Here is a 21,328-nt window from a genome sequence, read left to right as displayed (position 1 = left end):
TTTTGTGCATTCATTATCCCACTCTCAAGTAAATTGGACTGTCTTTTCAATTCAGCTAGTTGCTATGCATTGGCTCAGGCGCCTCATAACATTGTTTGTTCTAGGTTCTCCTAATATATTTAGATGTTGCGTTTATATACTGGCTTTATAAGAGTGAATAGTTTCTAAGAATTTCGGACAATAATGTTTTAGCTTGTAACTACCAACACCATCAATAGATATCATTTCTTGCTTAGATTCCGGCTTACGTTTAGCAAATTCTTCTAAGGTATAATCTGAAAAGATACTTACCGGCGCAATATTTAATTTCTCACTTAATTTACGACGTACTTCAACCAATTCACTGTATAATGCACGATCGACACCTTCAACTGTATTGATATAAACCTTCTCTTTAGATTTTTGTTTAAATGGTGTCGTAAATACTTTAATTTCATCATTAAGTAGCTTTTTAACACTTTCATCACATATCAATATTTCATCAAATTCATTTAAAAATCCTTTAAAGCGCAATTCGTCTATTAAATGACTTAATTCTGAAGTAGTATAATCTTTCATTAAGCCGTGTGTCGTCAACTTATCATAGTCATTATACTTAATATAATCACTTGTTTCTCCACGCAAGACTTGAATGATCACACTATAACTTTCTTTTTGACGCATACGTGCAATACAACTAATAATCATTTTAGCTTCTTGTGTCATATCATATGTTTTATTTTGTTGAATACAACTACTACATTGGCCACACTCTTCTAGCTTTTCATTGGGTTCAAAGTAATGAACGACTGTTGCTTCGAGACATTTTTTTGTTTTTGTGTATTGAATCATTTTAGTAAGTTTTTCACCCATTTTATCTTTGTAGTCCTCATCGGCCTGTGACACCGTAATAAAGTATTCATGTAAACCTTTATCACGCTCACTAAATAAAAGGATGCATTCACTTTCTAATCCATCACGCCCTGCACGGCCTGCCTCTTGATAATATGATTCCAGATCACCGGGCATATTGTAGTGTATGACGTATCTAACATTTGATTTGTCTATCCCCATACCAAACGCATTTGTCGCAATAACAACTTTAACTTTGTCATAGACAAATTCATTTTGAGCTGTCTCACGTTCTTTATTTGTTAAACCTGCATGATAAATAGCAGAAGAAACATTTATAACGTCAAGTGCTTCTTGTAACTCTTCAACTTGTTTACGTGTAGAACAATAGATTATACCCGCTTGTTCTTTATGCTTTTGCACATAGTCTACGACAAATTTTTGACGTTGATACGTAGGATTCACTTTAAAAATTAGGTTACGGCGTTTTGTACTCGTTTTTACTTCATCGTGCCTATCGATGTTTAACTTTTCCATAATATCTTGTTGCACTTCTGCAGTTGCTGTTGCCGTCAGTGCGACAATTGTAAAGTTTTGGGGTAATGTGAATACTTTCTTAATCACACTTTGATAGCTAGGTCTAAAATCATGCCCCCATTTAGATATACAATGGGCTTCATCAAATGCGATAAGATGAATATCAATACGACTTAATAAACTTAAAAAATATTGATTATCAAAACGTTCTGGTGCCACATATAAAAATTGAATATGACCCTTCATTAAATCATTTTCAATATCCTTTTGTTGTTTCTTGGTTAAACTACTATTTAAATAGGCGGCTTTAATTCCCATAGCCTTAAGCTGATCGACTTGGTCTTTCATTAAAGAGATTAATGGACTAATGACAATCGTCGTTCCGCCCAACATTAAACCAGGCACTTGATAACAGATTGATTTCCCACCACCTGTAGGTAATACACCTAACACATTATGATGATTCATTATTTTAGTTATGATTTCTTTTTGCCCCGGTCTAAACTTCTCATAGCCAAAATAATGCGATAATGTTGCTTCCATACTTTACATTCCCCTTATTGCTCTTTTAGTTCTTCTAATTCACTCCATCTCGTGATGTCTGTTTCATATGTTAGCTCTAATTGTTCTTTCTCTTCATTTAATTCTTTGATTTTGGCATAATCAGCACTAGCCGCAATCATCTCTTCATCGATTTCTTCTAAACGTGTTTCTGTTTGATCAATACGTTCCATCAATGACTCATATTCACGTTTTTCTTTATATGATAAGCCAGATTTTTTTCGAACAGTTGTCTTTTGTTTCGGCTGTTGCGCTTGTTTCTCTAATGTCGCAATTTTATCTTGCTCTTTCTTGTATGCCTCATAATCTTCAAACGTTCCTACGATACGTTCCATTTTCCCGTCATGAATATACCAGTATGCTTGAGCAACTTTATTTAAGAAGTAACGATCATGACTCACAGTGATAACTGAACCACCAAACGTACTAATGTAATCTTCCAAAATGGTTAATGTTTCAGTATCAAGGTCGTTCGTTGGCTCATCCAACAACAATACATTAGGTTGATGTACGAGCAAACGTAGTAAATATAAACGCTTTTGTTCTCCACCCGATAATTTGTAAATTTTCTTACCATGCGTTGCACTTGGGAATAAGAATCGTTCAAGTAATTGTGTTACAGAAATGGATGTGCCATCCTTTTCTTTAGCCACTTCACTTTCTTCTCTCAAGTAATCAATCATACGTATGTCTCTATCTAACGTTTCTTCTGTTTGTTTGAAGTAGGCTACTTTTACAGTCTGACCAATTTTAAGCGTGCCTGTATAATCGTTATCTTCTCCACTTAAAATATTTAATAATGTCGTTTTCCCAGCACCATTCGGACCAACAATACCAATACGCTGACCGCTTTGAATGATTTCTGTAATATCTTCAAACAACGTTTTACCATTCATTTGCTTAGATACGTGTTCCAGTTCATACACTTGCTTACCTAATCTTGAATATGCCAAGTTAAGTTGACCCTTATCTTGGGCGTGGTGGCCTTGAACTTCTGATTCCAAATCATTAAAACGATTGATACGCGCTTGTTGTTTTGTCGTTCTTGCCTTAGCACCAGCTCTCATCCACGCTAATTCCTGTTTATATAAAGCCTTTTGTTTGTCTTGTTGCTTTTGTTCGATCATTTCATTTTCAGCTCGCATTGCGATGTAATCTTCATAATTACCCGGATACGATTTTAATTTACCTCGATCTAGCTCAATGATTCTACTCGCGATTTCATTTAAAAAGTAACGATCATGCGTTACAAATAAAACAGTATGAGGATATTGTTTGATGTAATTGATTAGCCATGTAATGGATTCAAAATCAAGATGGTTCGTTGGCTCGTCTAGTAACAATAAATCAGGTTGTTCTATTAACGTCTTAGCTAGTACGACTCGCTTTTGTTGGCCACCAGACAACTCACTTATCTTTTTAGTCGTATCGTGAATACCTAGTTTAGATAAGATCGTTTTGATTTCTGCGTTATAATCCCATGCATGATGTCGATCCATAGCTTCTTGCGCTTCCATCATTTTTTGAAAATGCGTATCATCTTGGTGCTGTGTGTAATTTGTTACGGCTTCTTCGTAAGCTTTAATAATTCGAAGCGTTGTTGTATCAGAGCTAAGTACAGCTTGGAAGACCGTCATAGTGCCATCTAAATCTTGTTTTTGAGAAGAATAACGTATACGATATTGATTAGGATGTGTAATATCAGCTGTAAAATCATCGTCTAGATTGCCAATCACTTTAAGTAATGTACTTTTACCAGTACCATTAATTCCTACTAGTCCTATTTTTTCATGTTCAGAAATAGATAGGTTTAAATCATCGAAAATGATTTTATCCGCATATGATTTATTTAAGTGTTCTATTTTATACGCTTCCATGCTTCTACTTCCTTTTCCAAATCGAAATATCGAATTTTTAAATATTTTTTGATAAGCTTAAATCAGTTCTATATATTATACACCTTTTTAAGGTTAAATGATACAAGGAGACAAGAGTTATGATTGACTTTTTCGAAAGTTTACCGCCCTATTTACAGGCACTTATAGCCGGTATTATTACGTGGCTACTCACTGCATTGGGTGCGGCTGCTGTGTTTGTATTCAAATCCGTTAATGAACGCATATTAACTTCAATGCAGGGCTTTGCTGCTGGGATTATGATTGCCGCCAGTTTCTGGTCATTATTACAACCTTCAATTGAATATGGTAAAGATGGTAGTTTACCTGCCTGGTTACCTGCTGCAATTGGTTTTTTATTTGGTGGCATCTTCATACGTGCCCTCGATTCAGTTATCCCCCATTTACACCAAAGAATTGGAGATAAAAGTCAATACCGTGAAGGTGTAAAAACGTCATTAAGTAAGAATACACTCTTAGTACTTGCCATTACGTTACATAATATTCCAGAAGGTCTATCAATCGGTGTTGCTTTTGGTGGTATCGCGACTGGTAATAGCCAAGCAACATTTCTAGGTGCTTTGGGCTTAGCAATAGGGATTGGGATTCAAAATATTCCAGAAGGTGCAGCATTATCTATGCCAATCAGAGCTGCTGGCGCATCTCGTTGGAAAGCCTTTAATTACGGCCAAGCTTCTGCAATTGTTGAACCCATTTTTGCTACGATTGGTGCGGCGTTAATATTAGTGATTACGCCTGTGTTACCATATGCTTTAGCTTTTGCAGCTGGCGCTATGATATTCGTTGTTGTCGAAGAGCTCATACCTGACTCACAATCTGGTAATAATACAGATTTGGCAACATTAAGTTTAATGTTAGGCTTTACTATTATGATGATTTTAGACGTTGCGCTTGGCTAATTGATGTAAATAGCATAAATATTTAAATTATATTGTTCTATATTTTGTTAATACCACTACTGATAATGGGTATCTAAATTATGTAGTATGTTACAAATTAATCATGAAACAACGTCTAGAAAGTTAAGTTTTAGACAAAAAAGCAAATTCTATTGAAATACGATAGAATTTGCTTTTTTTATGATTATTTAAATCTTAGTTAATTTGGTTTAGTGATTTTAATTAAATGATATGGAAGTGCCTTATTTTTAAAGTATTCCAATGTTAAATTACATATAAATACAATGTATTTTGACGAGACCCCTATGTTGATTATTAATGCACATAAGTGCTAGCGCACTTATGTAAGAAATTCTAAAGATGAACGACGAATGACGTTGTGTGCGGGGCCCCAGCAAAGAGATTTCCAACATGAAAATCTACAAGCAAAGCACGTTGAGCAAGCAACCAACAATTCGGAGTATCGCAAATAAAGAAGCCAGTAAATGAATTTGTTAAAACGCATTTACTGGCTTCTTACTTTTACATTAAAACCAGACACTGTTTCAATTATTTTTGATTACCTTGTGGTCCAGTTTTATACTCATATTTTGATGGATTAATTTTCTTGAAATCAGGGTTGTTATAGAATCTGAACAAGTCACCATTTAAGACATTGTCACTCATTTCTAAATCTTTCTCAACCTGTTTCTTATTCTTTTCTAAATCTTTAGGTGGCGTTTCTAATAATTCGTTTGTTTTATTAGAATACGCTTTACCATTTACAAATTTATAGTCTTTCGTAATGAAGTCACCATTTCGGAATGGAATGACATCATCATGATCTTTAGACAACATATCCGTACCGAACATTAAGTAGTTTTTAGAATCAATTCCTACTAAATGTAAGATAGTAGGCATAACGTCTACTTGTCCAGCATATGTTTTATCTACTTTACCTTCTTTACCAGGAATTTTAAGCCAGAAACCTGTACGGTTTAAGTCCATAAATTTCGCTGGCGTAATCTTTTCACCTAATAATTTTTCCATTGCATTATTATGATTTTCTGAAATACCATAGTGGTCACCATAAATCATAATAACTGAATCATCATATAGACCTTTTTTCTTAAGATCAGTAATATATTCTTCAAGTGCTTGGTCTAAATAATGTGCTGTTTGAATGTAACCATCAACAGTTGAATCACCTGTATTAGGTTTATCAATATCTGCATCTTCTTCACTCAATGTGAATGGGTAATGGTTTGTTAATGTAATTAAGTGTGAATAGAAAGGTCCTTTCATTTTAGATTGATACTCTGCTGACTCTTTAAAGAATGGTTTATCTTTTAAACCTAAGTTGACAATATTGTCATCAGACATATCGTAGTATGTCGCATCATAGAATTTATCAATACCAAAATGTTTATAGACTTGGTCACGGTTCCAGAATGTTTTATAGTCACCGTGCATAACGTCAGATGTGTAACCTTGCTTTTGGTCTAAAATCGCAGGTAATGATTGGTAAGTATTATCACCTTTCAATGAAAATGCAGAACCCTGTGGTAAACCATAAAGGCTGTTATCCATTGTAAACTCAGCATCTGATGTTTTACCTTGACCTGTTTGGTGGAAGAAGTTTGGATAATATCTAAAATCATCATTGCCCGTTGATAATTTATTTAAGAACGGTGTGACTTCTTTACCATTGACCTTTTTATTGATTAAGAAAGTTTGGAAACTTTCTAAATGTATTTTAATAATATTTTTCTTCTTAGCAACGCCAAAGTACTCTGAATTTGGTGTTGTATTTTTTTGTTTCGTATAATTTAACACTTTAGTTAAATCATCTTCAGAAGCTAATGCTTTTTGTTGGTTATTTTGAATCGTCTTAACACCATCATAAACTGTGAAGTTATATGGACCTAAATATTTCACTAAATATTTATGGTCAAATGTACGTGTTAATAACTCAGGACGGTCTGTTTCAGCAAAAGCTAAATTTAAGAAGAATAATGCTACAGATGCAGCCATTACAACTGGCACAAACTTTTTACTGAAGACACGTTTATCCAACCAACTTCCTTTGAAAATAAGGATAAATAGATAAATAATTGTATCTATAAAGTAAACAAAGTCATACCATTTAAATGATGCGCCAACAGCACCACCCATAGACTCAACATTACTTGCTTGGTTAAGCGTACTGAATGTTAAAAAGTCTGAGAAGAATCTAAAGTAAACTACATTTGCATATAGCAAGAATGTTAGTAAAAATCCCCCAATAAAGATGAACCAATATGCTTTTTTCCCTTTAAAGAATAAGAACACACTTAAAATAAGCGCGATTAAACTATATGGATTCATCAATAGTATTAAGTTTTGAACTAGTCCTTTAACACCCAAAGAAAAATCAACATAATATGAAAAATACGTCTTCAATGTCACTGTAAACACAGTCAGTAAGAAAAACGCAAAAAGACTTATTTTCTTTTTGTGTAAACTCATGTATGTTTCCTCCGTTTATAGTTATTCAACTTTGAAGAAATGTTAAAGACTTAACTGAAGACTTAAACACTTACTCAAATATGACCGTTATGCAATTACTTACTCGTTTTTTAATTTCATTTATATTATTTATATTAATTTAAGCATATACCCTACAAATACATTTTACATTAACGATAGTTCATCAATAAATCGCATTCCCAATGTTCACTATACGTTTGTAATGCTTTATGTATATTATGTTGGATGCTATTTTATGTCATCATTAATGGCATATTAACAAATCATGAACTTTGTAATATTATTGTAATATTGCCCGTAGTTCAATATATAAATATATAGTATTTTTACTCATTTATCAAGAAAAAGCATTTTAATATAACGACGCTTTCATTGTTTGTTACAAAATAATGTCCCATTAAGACGATTCACTGATTTATTCATTATAGCTTCTTAATTGCATTTTTTAATCAGACCATAGTCCGACATAAATTATAAGTGATTTATTTAAGTATGTTGACTTTCATCTATCATGACTTATTTCATCATTTCTAATTGCATTCTGTATTCAATTCCGTGAAATAGTTGATTCATCCAATTACTAAATTTCACAACATTCTTTTCAGCAGTTTCGATATCAATAAATTGGAACTTCAAACGTGAGCCTTGTGGCTTCTGAGCAAGTTTAGTTAAATGGTAGCTTGCAATTGTACCAATTTGAGGATAACTTCCGATTGTATAATGATCATTTAATAAGATGATAGGTGTACCATCTCGCTTAACTTGAATCGTTCCTCTTTTAACTGATTGATGCGCCGGCATATCGTCGTAATATGCTTTGATCTTCTCACCATCTAGTAACATACCAACACGATTTGATTTATTCGTCACCTTATATTCTCCTCTAATAAAGTGAGATTGCGTTTCTTTATCAAAATCTTCTGTCCCTTTATTGGCAATAACATGAAACACATCAGAAACATAGTTGAATGACAGTGCATAACCGTCTATACCCCAATCAGTAGTACGTTTTTCTTTTAAATTTTCAAATAACTTTTGATGACGTTCTGTATAGTGTCGTTTCATTTCTACTTCATCGCCATTTTCAAGTTTACGCCCATGATAACCGCCGATTTTAACATTTAAATCTGTTGACGTTGATCCTAGCCAATCATCTAATTTGAATCCGCCACCGATTGCAAGATACACACGTGACGTTTTATTTGTTTCTTTAAAAGACAGGACGTCTCCTTTATCTAAAAGGTATAATTTATACGGTTTTACTTGCATAGTTTGCGTGTAAGCTTCAAAGTTATGACCTGTTAAAGCAATTAATGTAGGCTCAGTAAATCGAATTTTAGCCATAATGTGTGTCATTTCAAGCGTTGCTTCATTTTTATTATTAGCAACTAAACGATTTGCGATTTCATGACCTAGTGTGTCTAACGCACCACACGGAATAACACCTGCATATTCATATCCATGACGTCCAAAATCTTGAAAGCTACTAAACAAACCGGCTTTTTCTATTATGATTGACATGGTTTAAATTCTCCTAATTCAATATCTTTGCGTTTCTGAGGTTTAAAAATAACATTGTCTCCTAATTTTAACAGTGTAAAATCATCTTTTTCAGGAGTGAATAATGTCATTGGCGTGTACCTTATCACTAACCAATCATTGTAGGTATCAGTTGTTACGATGCCGCACTTTTTCCCTTCAATAATAACTGAACCTGCAGTGACAAGCTTCTTCTTTTTACTCGTATGATTAACGTACAGTTCTTCATTCATTCCAGTTAAATATGGGAAACCCGGTGCATAGCCCATCATAGACACAAAATACGGTTTATCAGAATGTAATTGAATAAATTCATCTTTAGTTAACTTGTAATACTTTAATAAATCCGGTAAGTCTGGACCAAACTCGTCACCATAAATAATAGGAATTTCATAGGTCGTGCTTTCATCTTTACACGTTTCTAAATGTTTTAATTCTTCTTGTATTGAAGTGACTAATGCCTTCATATATTGAAAAGGTGAAGTAATATTATGATGTTTAATCATATCTCGAGCATCATAGCAAATCATCATATCTGATTCAGTAGGCACAATTTCTGTGATAAATGGTAATGCTTTCTTTAATAAATGATAACGTACTGCGATTAATTCAGTTGTTACATTTTTAGATACATCCTTTTCAACCGCAATTACAATTGCTTGATCTCCTTGACTATAAATCTTCATAACGCCACCTCAAAGTAATCATATTTAGTGATGATAAAATATATTTAGAAATTCCACCACATAGGGCATGATTGATTTAATTAACAAATAAACGAATACACATTGAATTAAAACGGTAACAGTTGCAACGACACGTGCCTTGATGAGTGCATTATTTTTTAAATATCGATCTGCTAAAAATTTACTTACCACATTTAAAATCACAATTATTGCAACCCATAATATTGTCATAGCTCACTCCGTTAGTTCATTGTTATCAATCAATTCGCATATACTTCCCATATTATTTTATAGATAAATAGATACATCGGCAACCTCTCGTAAACTATTTAATAAATAGATACGAATCTGTTGTTTCTGTATTTTGTCGATGAGTTCTGATTTAGTATAGTCTTTAATAACCAGTTTGCCTTGGTCCAAAAGGCTTTGACGCATACACCCTAATAAAAAATCATTATCATAGCTTGGCGTATAACACACACCAGCTTCTTCTATCATGATATTACCAATATCAAACTCCAGAATTTTACCAGTTTCATCATATAATAATACTAAATCTGTCTCATGATTGTGTGCTAAGTGTTGTCGTTGTGATGTCTTATTAATAACGTATTGGTCATTGCAATTCGACTGTGCCTGTTTAAATTTAGCCGTAAATAATGTTTTAGCAGGTAGGGGCTTAATCATATGGTCTATTTGGCCGGATTTATCTATTTCTATTTTCAGTCTATAGATTCCTTTGGGATGATGACTTATAACCTCATTGACGCGTTGCATCCAGACCTCTTTTGAAAATGAATACCCTAATCGTTCGCATGACTGTTGCACTCGTATCATATGATATTGAAGTCTAGGAATCTTACCATTATCTAGACGCATCGTTTCAAACAATTTCATCTATAGCATCTCCAATATCTTTGTTTTATCTCGAAACTCTTGAACTTCCTTTTCTGGTACCGAATCAATCGTAATCCCTGCACCTACACCATAGTGAACTTGATCATTTCGATACTCAAGCGTACGAATAGGTATATTAAATATCATTTTATCATCCGGACATAATAAACCGATTGTGCCACAATAAATATATCTAGGATGTGGCTCGAGTGCTTTAATATACGCCATCGTATTACGTTTCGGTGCCCCTGTAATGGAACCACAAGGGAATAATGCTTTTAAAATATCCGTGAGACGCACGTCATCTTGCAAGTGACCTGTAACCATACTCGTCATTTGATAAACGGTCTTATAGGTTTCAATAAAAAATGGCTTGTTTACGTGGATCGTTCCAGGTTTACAAATTCTGGAAATGTCATTACGCAATAAATCGACAATCATAACATTTTCAGCACGATCTTTAAGTGAATGCTTCAATGTGTCATAATTCTTTAAATCTTCATCGTCGTCATTGCTACGTGGCATAGTACCTTTCATTGGTTTACTTACAACTACATTTTTATGATGATCAAATTCACCTTTTTGGAAGAATAATTCAGGAGAAATAGAAGCAACTTTAACCTCTTCTACATCTAATAAAGCAGTGTAACCACCATTATTCGTTTGCGTTAAATAATAATATAAATCAGCTATCGGATAATATACATCACTCACTAAACGTGTTGTATAGTTCACTTGATACGTTTCGCCTTCAATAATTGCATCCTGAACGTGTTTAATTTTGTCTTCCATTTGTGCATCACTCTCCATGAATCGAAAGTGATGTTTAGGGATGTACTGTTGACTTGGATGTTCAGGTGACGTTTCAGCCATACTCGGACTAAAACTATATGCTAATGCTACGATTTGATGTGCTTCCAATTCATGTGTTGCCATATGGTGATTAAAATAACTTGCCGCTTCATATGGCAGATACAGTGCCACATAGCGTCCTTGTGCTTGCTCAGTCTGCGCAAATTGAATAACTTTACCGACCTCTTCCAGTGTATATGCCACCATTTTTGAGACGTACGTGTTAAAGCGCACTGCTATCGTTTCAAAATGATCAGGCGTTGTATAGTAACGATAATTAAACGTGATGTCCATAGTTTACGCGCCCACCTTTTCCAAAAATAATCGTATTTGCTCATGTCCGTATTCACTTAAAATCGATTCAGGGTGATACTGAACGCCAAATATAGGATAACGTTTATGTTCAAACGCCATTAAAATCCCCTCATTATTATGGGCGGAAATATTTAAAGACGCAGGAATATGTGTTTGATCCGCAATGAGTGAATGATAGCGCATTACTTTGAATGCTTGAGGAAGCCCTTTAAATAATCCTGTTTCATTATGCGTTAATGGCGTTGTATGACCATGGACCGGCTTTGCACCATGTACAATTGCGCCCCCATAATATTCGTACAAGAATTGAAAGCCTAAACAAACGCCTAATATAGGCACTTCCCCCTCAAACTGATTCATAATTTCCGTTAAAATAGGATAATCACTAGGTTTACCCGGTCCTGGCGAGATAACAATAGCCTCTACATTAGATGCCCTTATTTGCTCAACGGATACTTGATCCACTTCGTATACAACGATCTCATGCGCTGTCTCTGTCTTAAAATAATCTATCAAATTATATGTAAATGAATCTTTATTATCTATAACTATAATCATGCATGTCGCTCCAACTCTATGTTAAATAATTTCATCTCTTACCTTATTATAAATATTAAACTTTTGAAAATGTAAGGGTTTACCTTTATATTGTACTAAATTATAACTTGATTTTAAGAAATGAATGTATTACGCTAACTAGCGTACAAAAACTCAAAAGAGGTTCCTAGCTGAAACCCTCTATAAAAAACTAGACAATTTACGAAATATTTAGTTTGAAAGTTAAGCTTCTTTTATATAACTGATTACAATGTTTCTAAGTCTATCTTTTTTATAGAGATAGACTTTTTTTATGTTCTCATGGCTAGGTTAGAGACGGCATAAAGTATCATTCTAATCTTTTCAAAAAGGAGAATATTCATGACAAACAAAGATTTAAATAAGGATAAAGCAATTGTAGTATTTAGCGGAGGGCAAGACAGTACGACGTGCTTATTTTACGCTAAAAAGCATTTTAAAGAGGTTGAACTTGTAACATTTAATTACGGTCAACGCCATGATACAGAAATTGAAGTTGCGACACGTATCGCTAAAGAACAAAACTTAAAACATCATATATTAGACATGTCATTATTATCGCAATTAACTCCAAATGCCCTAACACAACATGATATGGACATTGAAACGGGCGAAGATGGGATTCCAAATACCTTTGTACCAGCACGTAATTTATTATTCTTATCATTTGCTGGCGCATTAGCATATCAACGCAATGCTAAACATATCATTACAGGGGTGTGTGAAACAGACTTTTCTGGTTATCCAGATTGCCGTGATAGCTTTATTAAATCTATGAATGTAACACTTAGTTTATCTATGGATAAAGATTTCGTTATCCATACGCCCTTAATGTGGTTAGATAAATCACAAACTTGGGAACTTAGCGACAAATTAGGTGTGCTAGATTATATTCGATACAATACACTGACATGCTACAACGGTATTATTGGAGATGGTTGTGGCGAATGCCCTGCATGTCATTTACGCCAACGTGGCCTACAACACTATTTAGAAACTAAAGGAGCGAATTAAAATGATGCAACAACTTTATCCAACTGTTAATCATCCTTATAGTTTTGAACTTAATAAAGATTTCAACTTTTCAGCGGCGCACTACATTCCAAGCGAAGATGCTGGTAAATGTATGAGAACACACGGACATACTTATTTTGTCAATTTAACAATTGCTGGGGATCATTTGGACCACAATGGTTTCTTAATTAATTTCAGTGAATTAAAAAAATTAATCCATGATCAATTTGACCACTATCTATTAAATGACTTACCTCAATTTAAAGATAAAAGTCCTTCAACGGAGGTTGTGGCGCAAACGATATATAAAATGGTACAAACACACCTCCAAAGCTACGATAATCACCCGCAATGTGTACAAGTCTACTTACGTGAAACACCAACAAGTTATGTAGTATATCGTCCAAAGGAGTTTAAATAATGACAGCTAAAATTCCAGTACTTGAAATTTTCGGACCTACGATTCAAGGTGAAGGACGTGTTATCGGTCGTAAAACAATGTTTGTTAGAACTGCAGGTTGTGATTATCGTTGTAGTTGGTGTGACTCTGCTTTCACCTGGGATGGCAGTGCCAAGGAAGATATTCAATTAATGTCTGCTGAAGAAATTTATCATCAGCTAAAAGCGATTGGCGGTGATTGTTTCGATCATGTTACGATTTCTGGCGGTAATCCGGCACTCATTAAAGGGATACAAGAATTAGTTGATCTATTTGAAGAGAAACAGATTTATACCGCATTAGAAACACAAGGAAGCAAATTCCAACCGTGGATGAGACAAATTAACGACTTAACTATTAGTCCTAAACCACCAAGTTCTAATATGACTCCTAACATTGACATATTAGATAGCGTCATTGAACAATGTATTGCTTCAACCCTTAATTTAAAGGTCGTTATTTTTGATGATGCAGATTATGATTTCGCTAAAATGATACATCATCGCTACCCAAATATTCCTTTTTATTTACAAGTTGGTAATCCATACTTAGATGATGATGTAGACAATCATACCGATAAACTTTTAAATCGATATGAAACATTAGTTGATAAGGTTATGACGAGTGATGATATGAATCGTGTCTATGTTTTACCACAGCTACACACACTCTTATGGAGCAACAAAAAAGGCGTTTAATCAATTCATTATAAATGAAAAATATTTTCTAAGTGTTTTGAAATGATTAAGTTTGTTTTAATTGGTATAATGTTCTAATGAACTATGTGAGATAGGAGTACAACATGATTATATATGTATTGATTAATATCGCCGTTGTGCTTGGCATACTCGGCTTTGACTTATATAAGCACCAATTCAAACAACTCAAATTCAGCTCCGTATTAATAGCTATAGCGATTAACGCTTTAATTAATGCTATTGTCATTGACAAATTTAATTTTATAACAATAAGTTCAATTGCCTTTTTTATAGGTTGGATGGGACTGCAATATTATTTAAATCATCAACACTATACTTTTATGATTTCCGAATATAAATCGATTGCTTTAATATTTTCGATCATTGTAAGTTGTTCATTATTTATCACTTATGGTTCAAGTGATCAATCAATTTACATGTCCGTTCCATATTTAGCACCAACCATATTTTTAATAGGCGCAAGTGCAATATTTTTAGGTACCTTTCCTAAAGGTGAACTTGGCATATTTAAATTCATAAACAAACTTAAGTTTCCAATTATGATTGGCTACATGCTTATTATTATGTCTATTGTATTATTAACGATTTTGACACCTTTTTGGTATGTTTTCTTAATTATATATGTACTATTTAGTGTTTATCTTGCTTGGCAGTTGAAACACGCTAAATTAAAACAACATTTAACACACAAATAAACGCTTGAAGTTCTTATTAATGAAACTTCAAGCGTTTATTTTATTTAATGTACTTTTTCATTTTCCTGCTCAACTAATTTGAGATCGTAGGAAGGTTCTTTTAAATTTGATGCTTGCACAATGTATTTAGGTCTTTGCTTAACCTCATAATAAATACGACCAATATATTCTCCTACCACACCTATAGACATTAATTGAATGCCGCCAATGAGTAGGACTGCTGCTATCGTTGTAAAATAACCTGGATTATTAATACCATTTACCATGATACCTATCAACAAATATAGGATATAGACAATACTTAAACTGAATATAGTCATTCCAAGGTAAATCATCGCACGTAAAGGTTTATTATTAAATGAAATGAGCCCGTCAATGCCATAGTTTAGTAATTTCGTGAATGTCCATTTAGAATGACCGGCTTCACGTTCAACATTTTGATATGTAAAGATTTTAGTATTATATCCTATCCATTCAAATAAACCTTTTGAAAAACGATTATATTCTTTAAGTGAAGCGATTGATTTAACTGCACGTTGACTTAATAATCTAAAATCTCCGACACCATCTATAAATTCAATATCCTCGACAAAACTGTTAATCAATTTATAGTATAGCTTTGTCATTGATTTCCGAGCGATATTTTCTCCAGTTCTATCACGCTTAGCGATAACCTGGTCATAGCCCTCTTTGAATCCCTCTATCATTTGTGGAATAAATTCAGGTGGATGTTGTAAATCCCCATCTACCATCACTACAGCATCACATTGTACACTATGTTGAAAACCAGCTATCATTGCTGATTCTTTACCGAAATTTCGGCTGAAAGAAATATATTTAACATGTTGATCTTCGCTTGCTAAATGTTGGACATGGTCGATAGTATTATCTTTACTACCATCATCGACAAACAATAGGTCATAATCATACCCTTTGTCCAAACTATCTTCCATCAAAATTTCAGTCAATTTGTCGTACGTTTTTGTTACGACTTCACCTTCGTTAAAACAAGGCACAATGACTCTGATTTTCATTAAATTACATCCTTTTCATCATTCTTATTACTATTTTATCAATAAAATTGACAACTATTCTACTAAAAACTATGCAATTAACAAATAATTAATAAAAATTAAATGAAAACAATACAATTATTCTATATTTTATCTATCCAATTGAGTTAAAGAGACAATGCTATTTCAAATCGCCTATGCTAACATCATCAGGGTCTTTACCTTGGCGCGCGTTACGATTTAAACTATCAATTTCTGCGATTTCTGTAAGTTCTAAGTTAAAGTCAAATATATTATGATTTTCTCGAATACGTGATGGTGTTTTAGATTTTGGAATAACAATACGATTATGCGCAATATGCCAACGCAATACGATTTGTGCTGGTGTCTTATCGTATTGTTTTGCTAATTTAGTAATTGTTGGGTCTTCTAGTAAACCTCTGTTTCTCATTAATGGCATCCATGCTGTCACGACTATATCATGTTTATCACAGTAATCTTGAACATCTTGTTGATTAAAGTAAGGATGAACTTCAATTTGATTGACTTGCGGAACAATAGTTGTTTCACGCATCAATGTTTCTAAATGATGCACTTTAAAATTACATACACCTATCGCTTTCACTTTACCTTCTTCATATAATTTTTCTAGTGCTTTATACGTTTCAATATAAAGTTGATCGTTCTCACAAGGCCAGTGAATTAAATATAAATCGATATAGTCTAAACCTAAATTGTCTAATGAGCGATTAAAATACTCAAGTGTACGGTCATACCCTTGGTGATCATTCCATAATTTTGTTGTAATAAATAAGTCTTCACGAGGTACACCACTATTTTTTAATGCTTTACCAAGTGCCTCTTCATTCTTATAAAAATATGCTGTATCAAATGCACGATAACCATCGTCTATTGCAGACTGAATCGCTGTTTCCATTTCTTCATCTGAGACTTTATAAACACCTAAGCCGATTTTTGGCATTGGATAACCATTATTTAAAATTTGTGTGTCATTCACCATTCTATCTTCTCCTGACTTTTCTATTAATGTTTTACATTATCATCATTTAGGATAACTCAATTGCAATAGGATAGACAAATAAATCGTATGTAATTTAAATATACAGAAGAAGGGAGCGGGACAGAATTTTTTAATTCGTCGTCCCACTCCCAACTTGATTTAAGCGCCTTCTCAGTTCAGTCAACTACTGCGAATTTGCCAAGTAGCATTATCATAGTATTTATGTCTCAAATGCTACTTTCTTAATCATTTTAAATTAGTCATGTGTTTCGTCTTTTTTATCTTTTTTGTCTTCATTTTCATCTTCATCTCCACCGAATGTTGGTCGATTATCGATGAATTCATATTTAAGTACAACCCAAACTAATTGATGGTTATCCATTTCAGATACTATCCAACGATCGTATTGCGTATCGATATGATCTTCAACTTGTAGGTTAGTGTTATGGGCTTGAAGCCAACCACCTATAGTATCAATGTCTTCTGAATCTTCAAACTCAATGTCGAATTGTTCATTTAAGTCATCCAATAGAACGCGTCCATTAATTTGGTAAGTGTCATCGCCTAATTTAACAATGTCATTCACCTCATCATCGTCAAATTCATCTCGAATTTCACCTACGATTTCTTCAAGAATATCTTCCATTGTTAAAATACCAGCTGTACCACCGTATTCATCAATAATTAAACTGATATGTACGTGTTCACGTTGCATTCTAACTAATGCATCACTAATGCGTGTTGTTTCTGAAATCATTGGCAGTTCATGGATATAATTGTTAATTTTAATCGGTTTACCAGAAGCGTATTCTGTTAAAAATTCTTTAACATTGATGAAACCTTTGATATGGTCTTTATCTCCGTCTTCAGTAATTGGGTAACGCGTAAATTGATGTTCTTTAATCGTCTCTAATAATTCATCAACATTAAATGGTTCATTTAAAGTCACCATTTGAGTACGTGGTACCATGATATCTTTTGCATGTCTTTCATCAAATTGAAAGATATTTTGCATATAGTTTAATTCTGTTTGGTTGATTTCGCCACCATTATAACTGTTGTTAATAATGATCTTAATTTCTTCTTCAGACATAGCATCTGTTTGAGCATCAGGATCAACGCCTAACATTCTAATAATTACACGTGCTGAACCATTCATTAACCAGATTAAAGGTTTCATTATATTACCAAAGTAATACAATGGTCTTGCGTATGTTAACGCTAACTTCTCGGTATGCTGAATCGCAATCGATTTCGGTGCTAATTCACCTAATACAACGTGTAAATAAGTTACGACTATGAATGAAATCACAAATGAAATCGTTGTAGTTAATGCATCAGGTAATTGTAATAAATTAAAAATAGGATGCAACAATTTCTCAAATGTCGGTTCTCCTAACCAACCTAATCCTAAAGAAGTAACTGTAATACCTAATTGGCAGGCTGATAAATAATAGTCAAGGTTTGCAATCATCTTTTTGACAATTTTAGCACCACGATTACCCTCTTCAGCGAGTTGTTCAATGCGCGTTGAACGCACTTTAACTAATGCAAACTCCGATCCTACGAATACTGTTGTTAATGCGATTAATAGAAAGAATATTACTAAATTTATTATGGTCACTGTTTCCAATTAATTCCCTATTTCTAGGGATTCACCTCCAAATATTATGTGTCCCATATGGGTAACACGGATTTATTGTGTTTTGCTTATTAACAATATATGCACATGTTAAGACCTTCCCATTGCGACACCCCCGAAAAAATGTATTACTTTTATTTTATCATATATCAATTACAAATAGTTGATTGTAACCCTTTTGATTAAAAAGTTACAACTTATCATTTAAAACTAATATTGCGTAATAGTCAAGAAAGGTAAGCGTAAAGTGACAGAAACCAACGTACAATGAACCATCATACAAAAACGGTACCCTAATCGAAGTACTTTTGCCGGTCATTAAACTTCCATATTTAAAGCTTAAGACTTTATTACTCATTCTCTTGCCTTCTTATTCTATATTCTCATATGTTTACCCATTTTTGTATGTTTTAACATTCATCATTCAATAAACTAACGATTTAGTTAAATCATACTAATTTTAATTATAAGTACTTGACTAACCGTTTAAAAGGAAGCAGAACAGCATTCTTTTTAAATCCGTTATCCCCCAGCTTGCTTTGCTTATAGCATTTCTTGATTGAATTCTCCTTGCTAAGCAGGCCCACAAAAATGACTAGAACCGAGAAAGCTTACACCTTCTCGGTTCTGTTAGCTACTGCAAATATGCAAAATAGCATCGTTATATTATTTATATCATAAACTCTTATCGCATCTATTCATCCATAGCTTTTGATGCTTCAATTTCATTTTCAGTAACTTTTGGTTTTAATAAACCATACATAATTGCTGAAACAAGTGTACCAACAATCAATGCAATTAATGTTTGTAAAATATGACTAAAGTCTGTTGCCGCAATTACGATAATACCACCATGTGGTGCATTGATACTTGAACCAAGTGCTAATGCAATTGCACCACCTACACCTGAACCAACCATCATTGATGGAATCACACGTAATGGGTCAGCTGCTGCAAATGGAATGGCACCTTCAGTGATAAATGATAAGCCCATTACATAGTTTGGCACGATAGAACCGCGTTGTTCTTTAGTGAATTTACGTTTAAAGAATACCATCGCTGTAGCAATTGCTAATGGTGGAATCATACCACCAACCATTGCTGCTGTAATTGGTGCTGCATTACCTTCTGTTAATGCGGCTGTCGCGAATACATAGGCTGCTTTGTTAAATGGTCCACCCATATCGATGGCCATCATAGCACCAATAACTAATCCAAGTAATACAATGTTAGAACCTGATAAGTTATTTAAACCGTTAAGCAATAAGTTATTTAACCACGCTGCTGGCGGGTTGAATGCATATATCATTAATAATCCTGTGATTGTTACACTTAATAATGGATAAATTAACGTTGGTTTTAAACCTTCAACTGCTTGTGGTAAACCACGCGTAATATATTTAATACCTTGAGTTAAGTAACCTGCTAAGAAACCTGCAATGATACCGCCAATGAACCCAGAACCACCAGAAATAGCTAACATACCACCTACTAAACCGGCTGCAAATCCTGGTTTATCAGCAATACTACGTGCAATGAAACCAGATAAAATTGGAATAATTAAAGCAAAGGCACTTTTATTACCAATATTCCATAATTGTTCAGCAAAGGCGTTATGTTCAGCACTTTTTGGATCAAATGAGTTCGCACCGAATAAGAATACGATTGCCATTAAGATACCACCAGCAATAACAAGCGGTAACATATTAGATACACCATTCATTAAGTGTTTGTAGAATGCTTTACCAAAGCTTTGTTTTTCATTACTTTCACTATCTTTTGATTTTGAACTTCCACCGCGTGCAACAAATGGTTTACGGCTTGTATCTAACGCTGTATTAATGAGTTCCTCTGGTCGTTTAATACCATCAGCTACGGGTACTTCTACAACGTTTTTACCATCGAAACGATCTGTTTCAACATGCACGTCTGCTGCAACAATAATACCTGTTGCGCGGTCTATATCTTGTTGTGTGATATGGTTTTTAATACCGCCTGAGCCATTTGTTTCAACTTTCATTTTAATGCCCATTTTATCGGCTTGCTTTTTCAATGCATCACGAGCCATGTACGTATGCGCAATACCTGTAGGACATGCCGTTACTGCTAATACGTATGGTTCATTTGAATCTGCCTCATTACCGCTACCTGCTACAGTTCCTGATGAAGCCGCTTGTTCTTGCGCTTCTTGTTCTTCTTCTTTTGTAGCCTCGTCATCCGCATTATCGATAATTTGTAAGACTTCTTCGTGCGAATTAGCGTGCAATAAACTTTCTCTCACTTTATCATCCATTAAAATGCCTGATAATTTTGCAAGGGCATCTAAATGTGTTTGCGCACCACCTTCTGGTGCAGCAATCATAAAGAATAAATGTGCTGGTTGACCATCTAAACTTTGATAATCAACGCCCGCTTTAGATTTACCAAACGCAATAGCTGGAGATTTAACCGCTGCCACTTTAGCATGTGGAATGGCGATACCTTCACCTATACCAGTAGTACTTTGAGATTCACGATTGTGAATGGCCTCCTTAAATTGTGCAATATCACTTAATTTCCCAGCTTTATCTAATTGATTTACTAATTCTTCGATAACGCCATTTTTATCATTTGCTGCCAAGTCCATTGCTATGGTTTCTTTAGTTAGTAATTCTGTTATTCTCATTTA

At 33.9% G+C, this 21,328-nt stretch carries 18 protein-coding genes and 1 riboswitch; of the genes, 5 read left to right on the top strand and 13 right to left on the bottom strand.

Translation table 11 applies throughout. The features are described 5' to 3' along the window. Positions 1–132: 132 nt before the first annotated feature. Positions 133–1,911, bottom strand: a complete 1,779-nt coding sequence (recQ, locus tag KA909_RS01575; RefSeq protein WP_107629644.1) for a DNA helicase RecQ — start codon at positions 1,909–1,911, stop codon at positions 133–135. A 14-nt stretch (positions 1,912–1,925) separates the two neighbouring features. Beyond that, entirely contained in the window at positions 1,926–3,806 is a 1,881-nt protein-coding gene (locus tag KA909_RS01570) for an ABC-F family ATP-binding cassette domain-containing protein (RefSeq protein ID WP_075108251.1), read from the bottom strand. A gap of 119 nt (positions 3,807–3,925) precedes the next feature. Here KA909_RS01570 and KA909_RS01565 point away from each other — a divergent pair, with 119 nt between their 5' ends. Continuing rightward, entirely contained in the window at positions 3,926–4,744 is an 819-nt protein-coding gene (locus KA909_RS01565; RefSeq protein ID WP_053029959.1) for a ZIP family metal transporter, read from the top strand. A 549-nt stretch (positions 4,745–5,293) separates the two neighbouring features. Here the strand turns inward: KA909_RS01565 and ltaS are convergent. The 7 genes from ltaS to KA909_RS01530 form a co-directional block, all read right to left on the bottom strand. Next, positions 5,294–7,231 (bottom strand): polyglycerol-phosphate lipoteichoic acid synthase LtaS, encoded by a 1,938-nt coding sequence (gene ltaS, locus KA909_RS01560; RefSeq protein ID WP_193839643.1) that lies wholly within the window; start codon positions 7,229–7,231, stop codon positions 5,294–5,296. 537 nt (positions 7,232–7,768) lie between these two features. Next, entirely contained in the window at positions 7,769–8,773 is a 1,005-nt protein-coding gene (locus KA909_RS01555) for a 5-oxoprolinase subunit C family protein (RefSeq protein WP_053029961.1), read from the bottom strand. Then, positions 8,761–9,477: a 5-oxoprolinase subunit B family protein gene (locus tag KA909_RS01550; protein WP_193839644.1), complete on the bottom strand. Its 717-nt coding sequence runs from the start codon at positions 9,475–9,477 to the stop codon at positions 8,761–8,763. Before KA909_RS01550 ends, KA909_RS01555 begins: the two co-directional genes overlap by 13 nt. A 24-nt stretch (positions 9,478–9,501) precedes the next feature. Further along, positions 9,502–9,708 carry a hypothetical protein gene (locus tag KA909_RS01545; RefSeq protein WP_193839645.1) on the bottom strand — a complete coding sequence of 69 codons (207 nt, stop codon included), beginning with the start codon at positions 9,706–9,708 and terminating at the stop codon, positions 9,502–9,504. A gap of 57 nt (positions 9,709–9,765) precedes the next feature. Continuing rightward, the gene (locus KA909_RS01540; protein WP_075108255.1) at positions 9,766–10,374 is read right to left on the bottom strand and encodes an aminotransferase class IV; all 609 of its coding nucleotides are present in this window, start codon (positions 10,372–10,374) and stop codon (positions 9,766–9,768) included. Then, complete coding sequence (locus tag KA909_RS01535; protein ID WP_193839646.1) at positions 10,375–11,520, bottom strand: chorismate-binding protein; 1,146 nt, start codon at positions 11,518–11,520, stop codon at positions 10,375–10,377. It abuts the gene before it with no gap. 3 nt (positions 11,521–11,523) lie between these two features. Next, complete coding sequence (locus KA909_RS01530; RefSeq protein WP_075108257.1) at positions 11,524–12,099, bottom strand: anthranilate synthase component II; 576 nt, start codon at positions 12,097–12,099, stop codon at positions 11,524–11,526. Positions 12,100–12,252: 153 nt separating this feature from the next. Next, a riboswitch (PreQ1 riboswitch) is annotated at positions 12,253–12,299 on the top strand. Positions 12,300–12,459: 160 nt separating this feature from the next. Here KA909_RS01530 and queC point away from each other — a divergent pair. The 4 genes from queC (at position 12,460) to KA909_RS01510 (ending at position 14,984) form a co-directional block, all read left to right on the top strand. Continuing rightward, positions 12,460–13,131: a 7-cyano-7-deazaguanine synthase QueC gene (gene queC, locus KA909_RS01525; protein ID WP_053029967.1), complete on the top strand. Its 672-nt coding sequence runs from the start codon at positions 12,460–12,462 to the stop codon at positions 13,129–13,131. A 1-nt stretch (position 13,132) separates the two neighbouring features. Further along, on the top strand, positions 13,133–13,552 hold the full coding sequence (gene queD / locus KA909_RS01520; protein ID WP_053029968.1) for a 6-carboxytetrahydropterin synthase QueD: 420 nt from the start codon (positions 13,133–13,135) through the stop codon (positions 13,550–13,552). Further along, the gene (gene queE / locus KA909_RS01515) at positions 13,552–14,268 is read left to right on the top strand and encodes a 7-carboxy-7-deazaguanine synthase QueE (RefSeq protein ID WP_053029969.1); all 717 of its coding nucleotides are present in this window, start codon (positions 13,552–13,554) and stop codon (positions 14,266–14,268) included. The genes queD and queE overlap by 1 nt, the downstream gene beginning before the upstream one ends. 104 nt (positions 14,269–14,372) lie before the next feature. After that, a complete protein-coding gene (locus KA909_RS01510) occupies positions 14,373–14,984 on the top strand; it encodes a hypothetical protein (protein ID WP_075108258.1) in 612 nt (203 codons plus the stop codon). A gap of 44 nt (positions 14,985–15,028) precedes the next feature. On the opposite strand, the gene KA909_RS01505 is transcribed toward KA909_RS01510, so the two are convergent. The 4 genes from KA909_RS01505 to KA909_RS01490 form a co-directional block, all read right to left on the bottom strand. Further along, on the bottom strand, positions 15,029–16,018 hold the full coding sequence (locus tag KA909_RS01505; protein WP_075108259.1) for a glycosyltransferase family 2 protein: 990 nt from the start codon (positions 16,016–16,018) through the stop codon (positions 15,029–15,031). Positions 16,019–16,178: 160 nt separating this feature from the next. Then, positions 16,179–17,018, bottom strand: a complete 840-nt coding sequence (locus tag KA909_RS01500; protein ID WP_075108260.1) for an aldo/keto reductase — start codon at positions 17,016–17,018, stop codon at positions 16,179–16,181. A gap of 256 nt (positions 17,019–17,274) precedes the next feature. Next, positions 17,275–18,651, bottom strand: a complete 1,377-nt coding sequence (locus KA909_RS01495; protein WP_053029973.1) for a hemolysin family protein — start codon at positions 18,649–18,651, stop codon at positions 17,275–17,277. 703 nt (positions 18,652–19,354) lie between these two features. Beyond that, the gene (locus KA909_RS01490; protein WP_193839648.1) at positions 19,355–21,325 is read right to left on the bottom strand and encodes a PTS fructose transporter subunit IIABC; all 1,971 of its coding nucleotides are present in this window, start codon (positions 21,323–21,325) and stop codon (positions 19,355–19,357) included. Positions 21,326–21,328: the final 3 nt, after the last annotated feature.

The organism is Staphylococcus sp. GDX8P54P, assembly GCF_017893165.1.
In the GTDB taxonomy this organism is placed as follows: domain Bacteria; phylum Bacillota; class Bacilli; order Staphylococcales; family Staphylococcaceae; genus Staphylococcus; species Staphylococcus borealis.
Note: the sequence above shows the minus strand (reverse complement) of the source record. Positions and strands in the feature narration are given on the sequence as shown.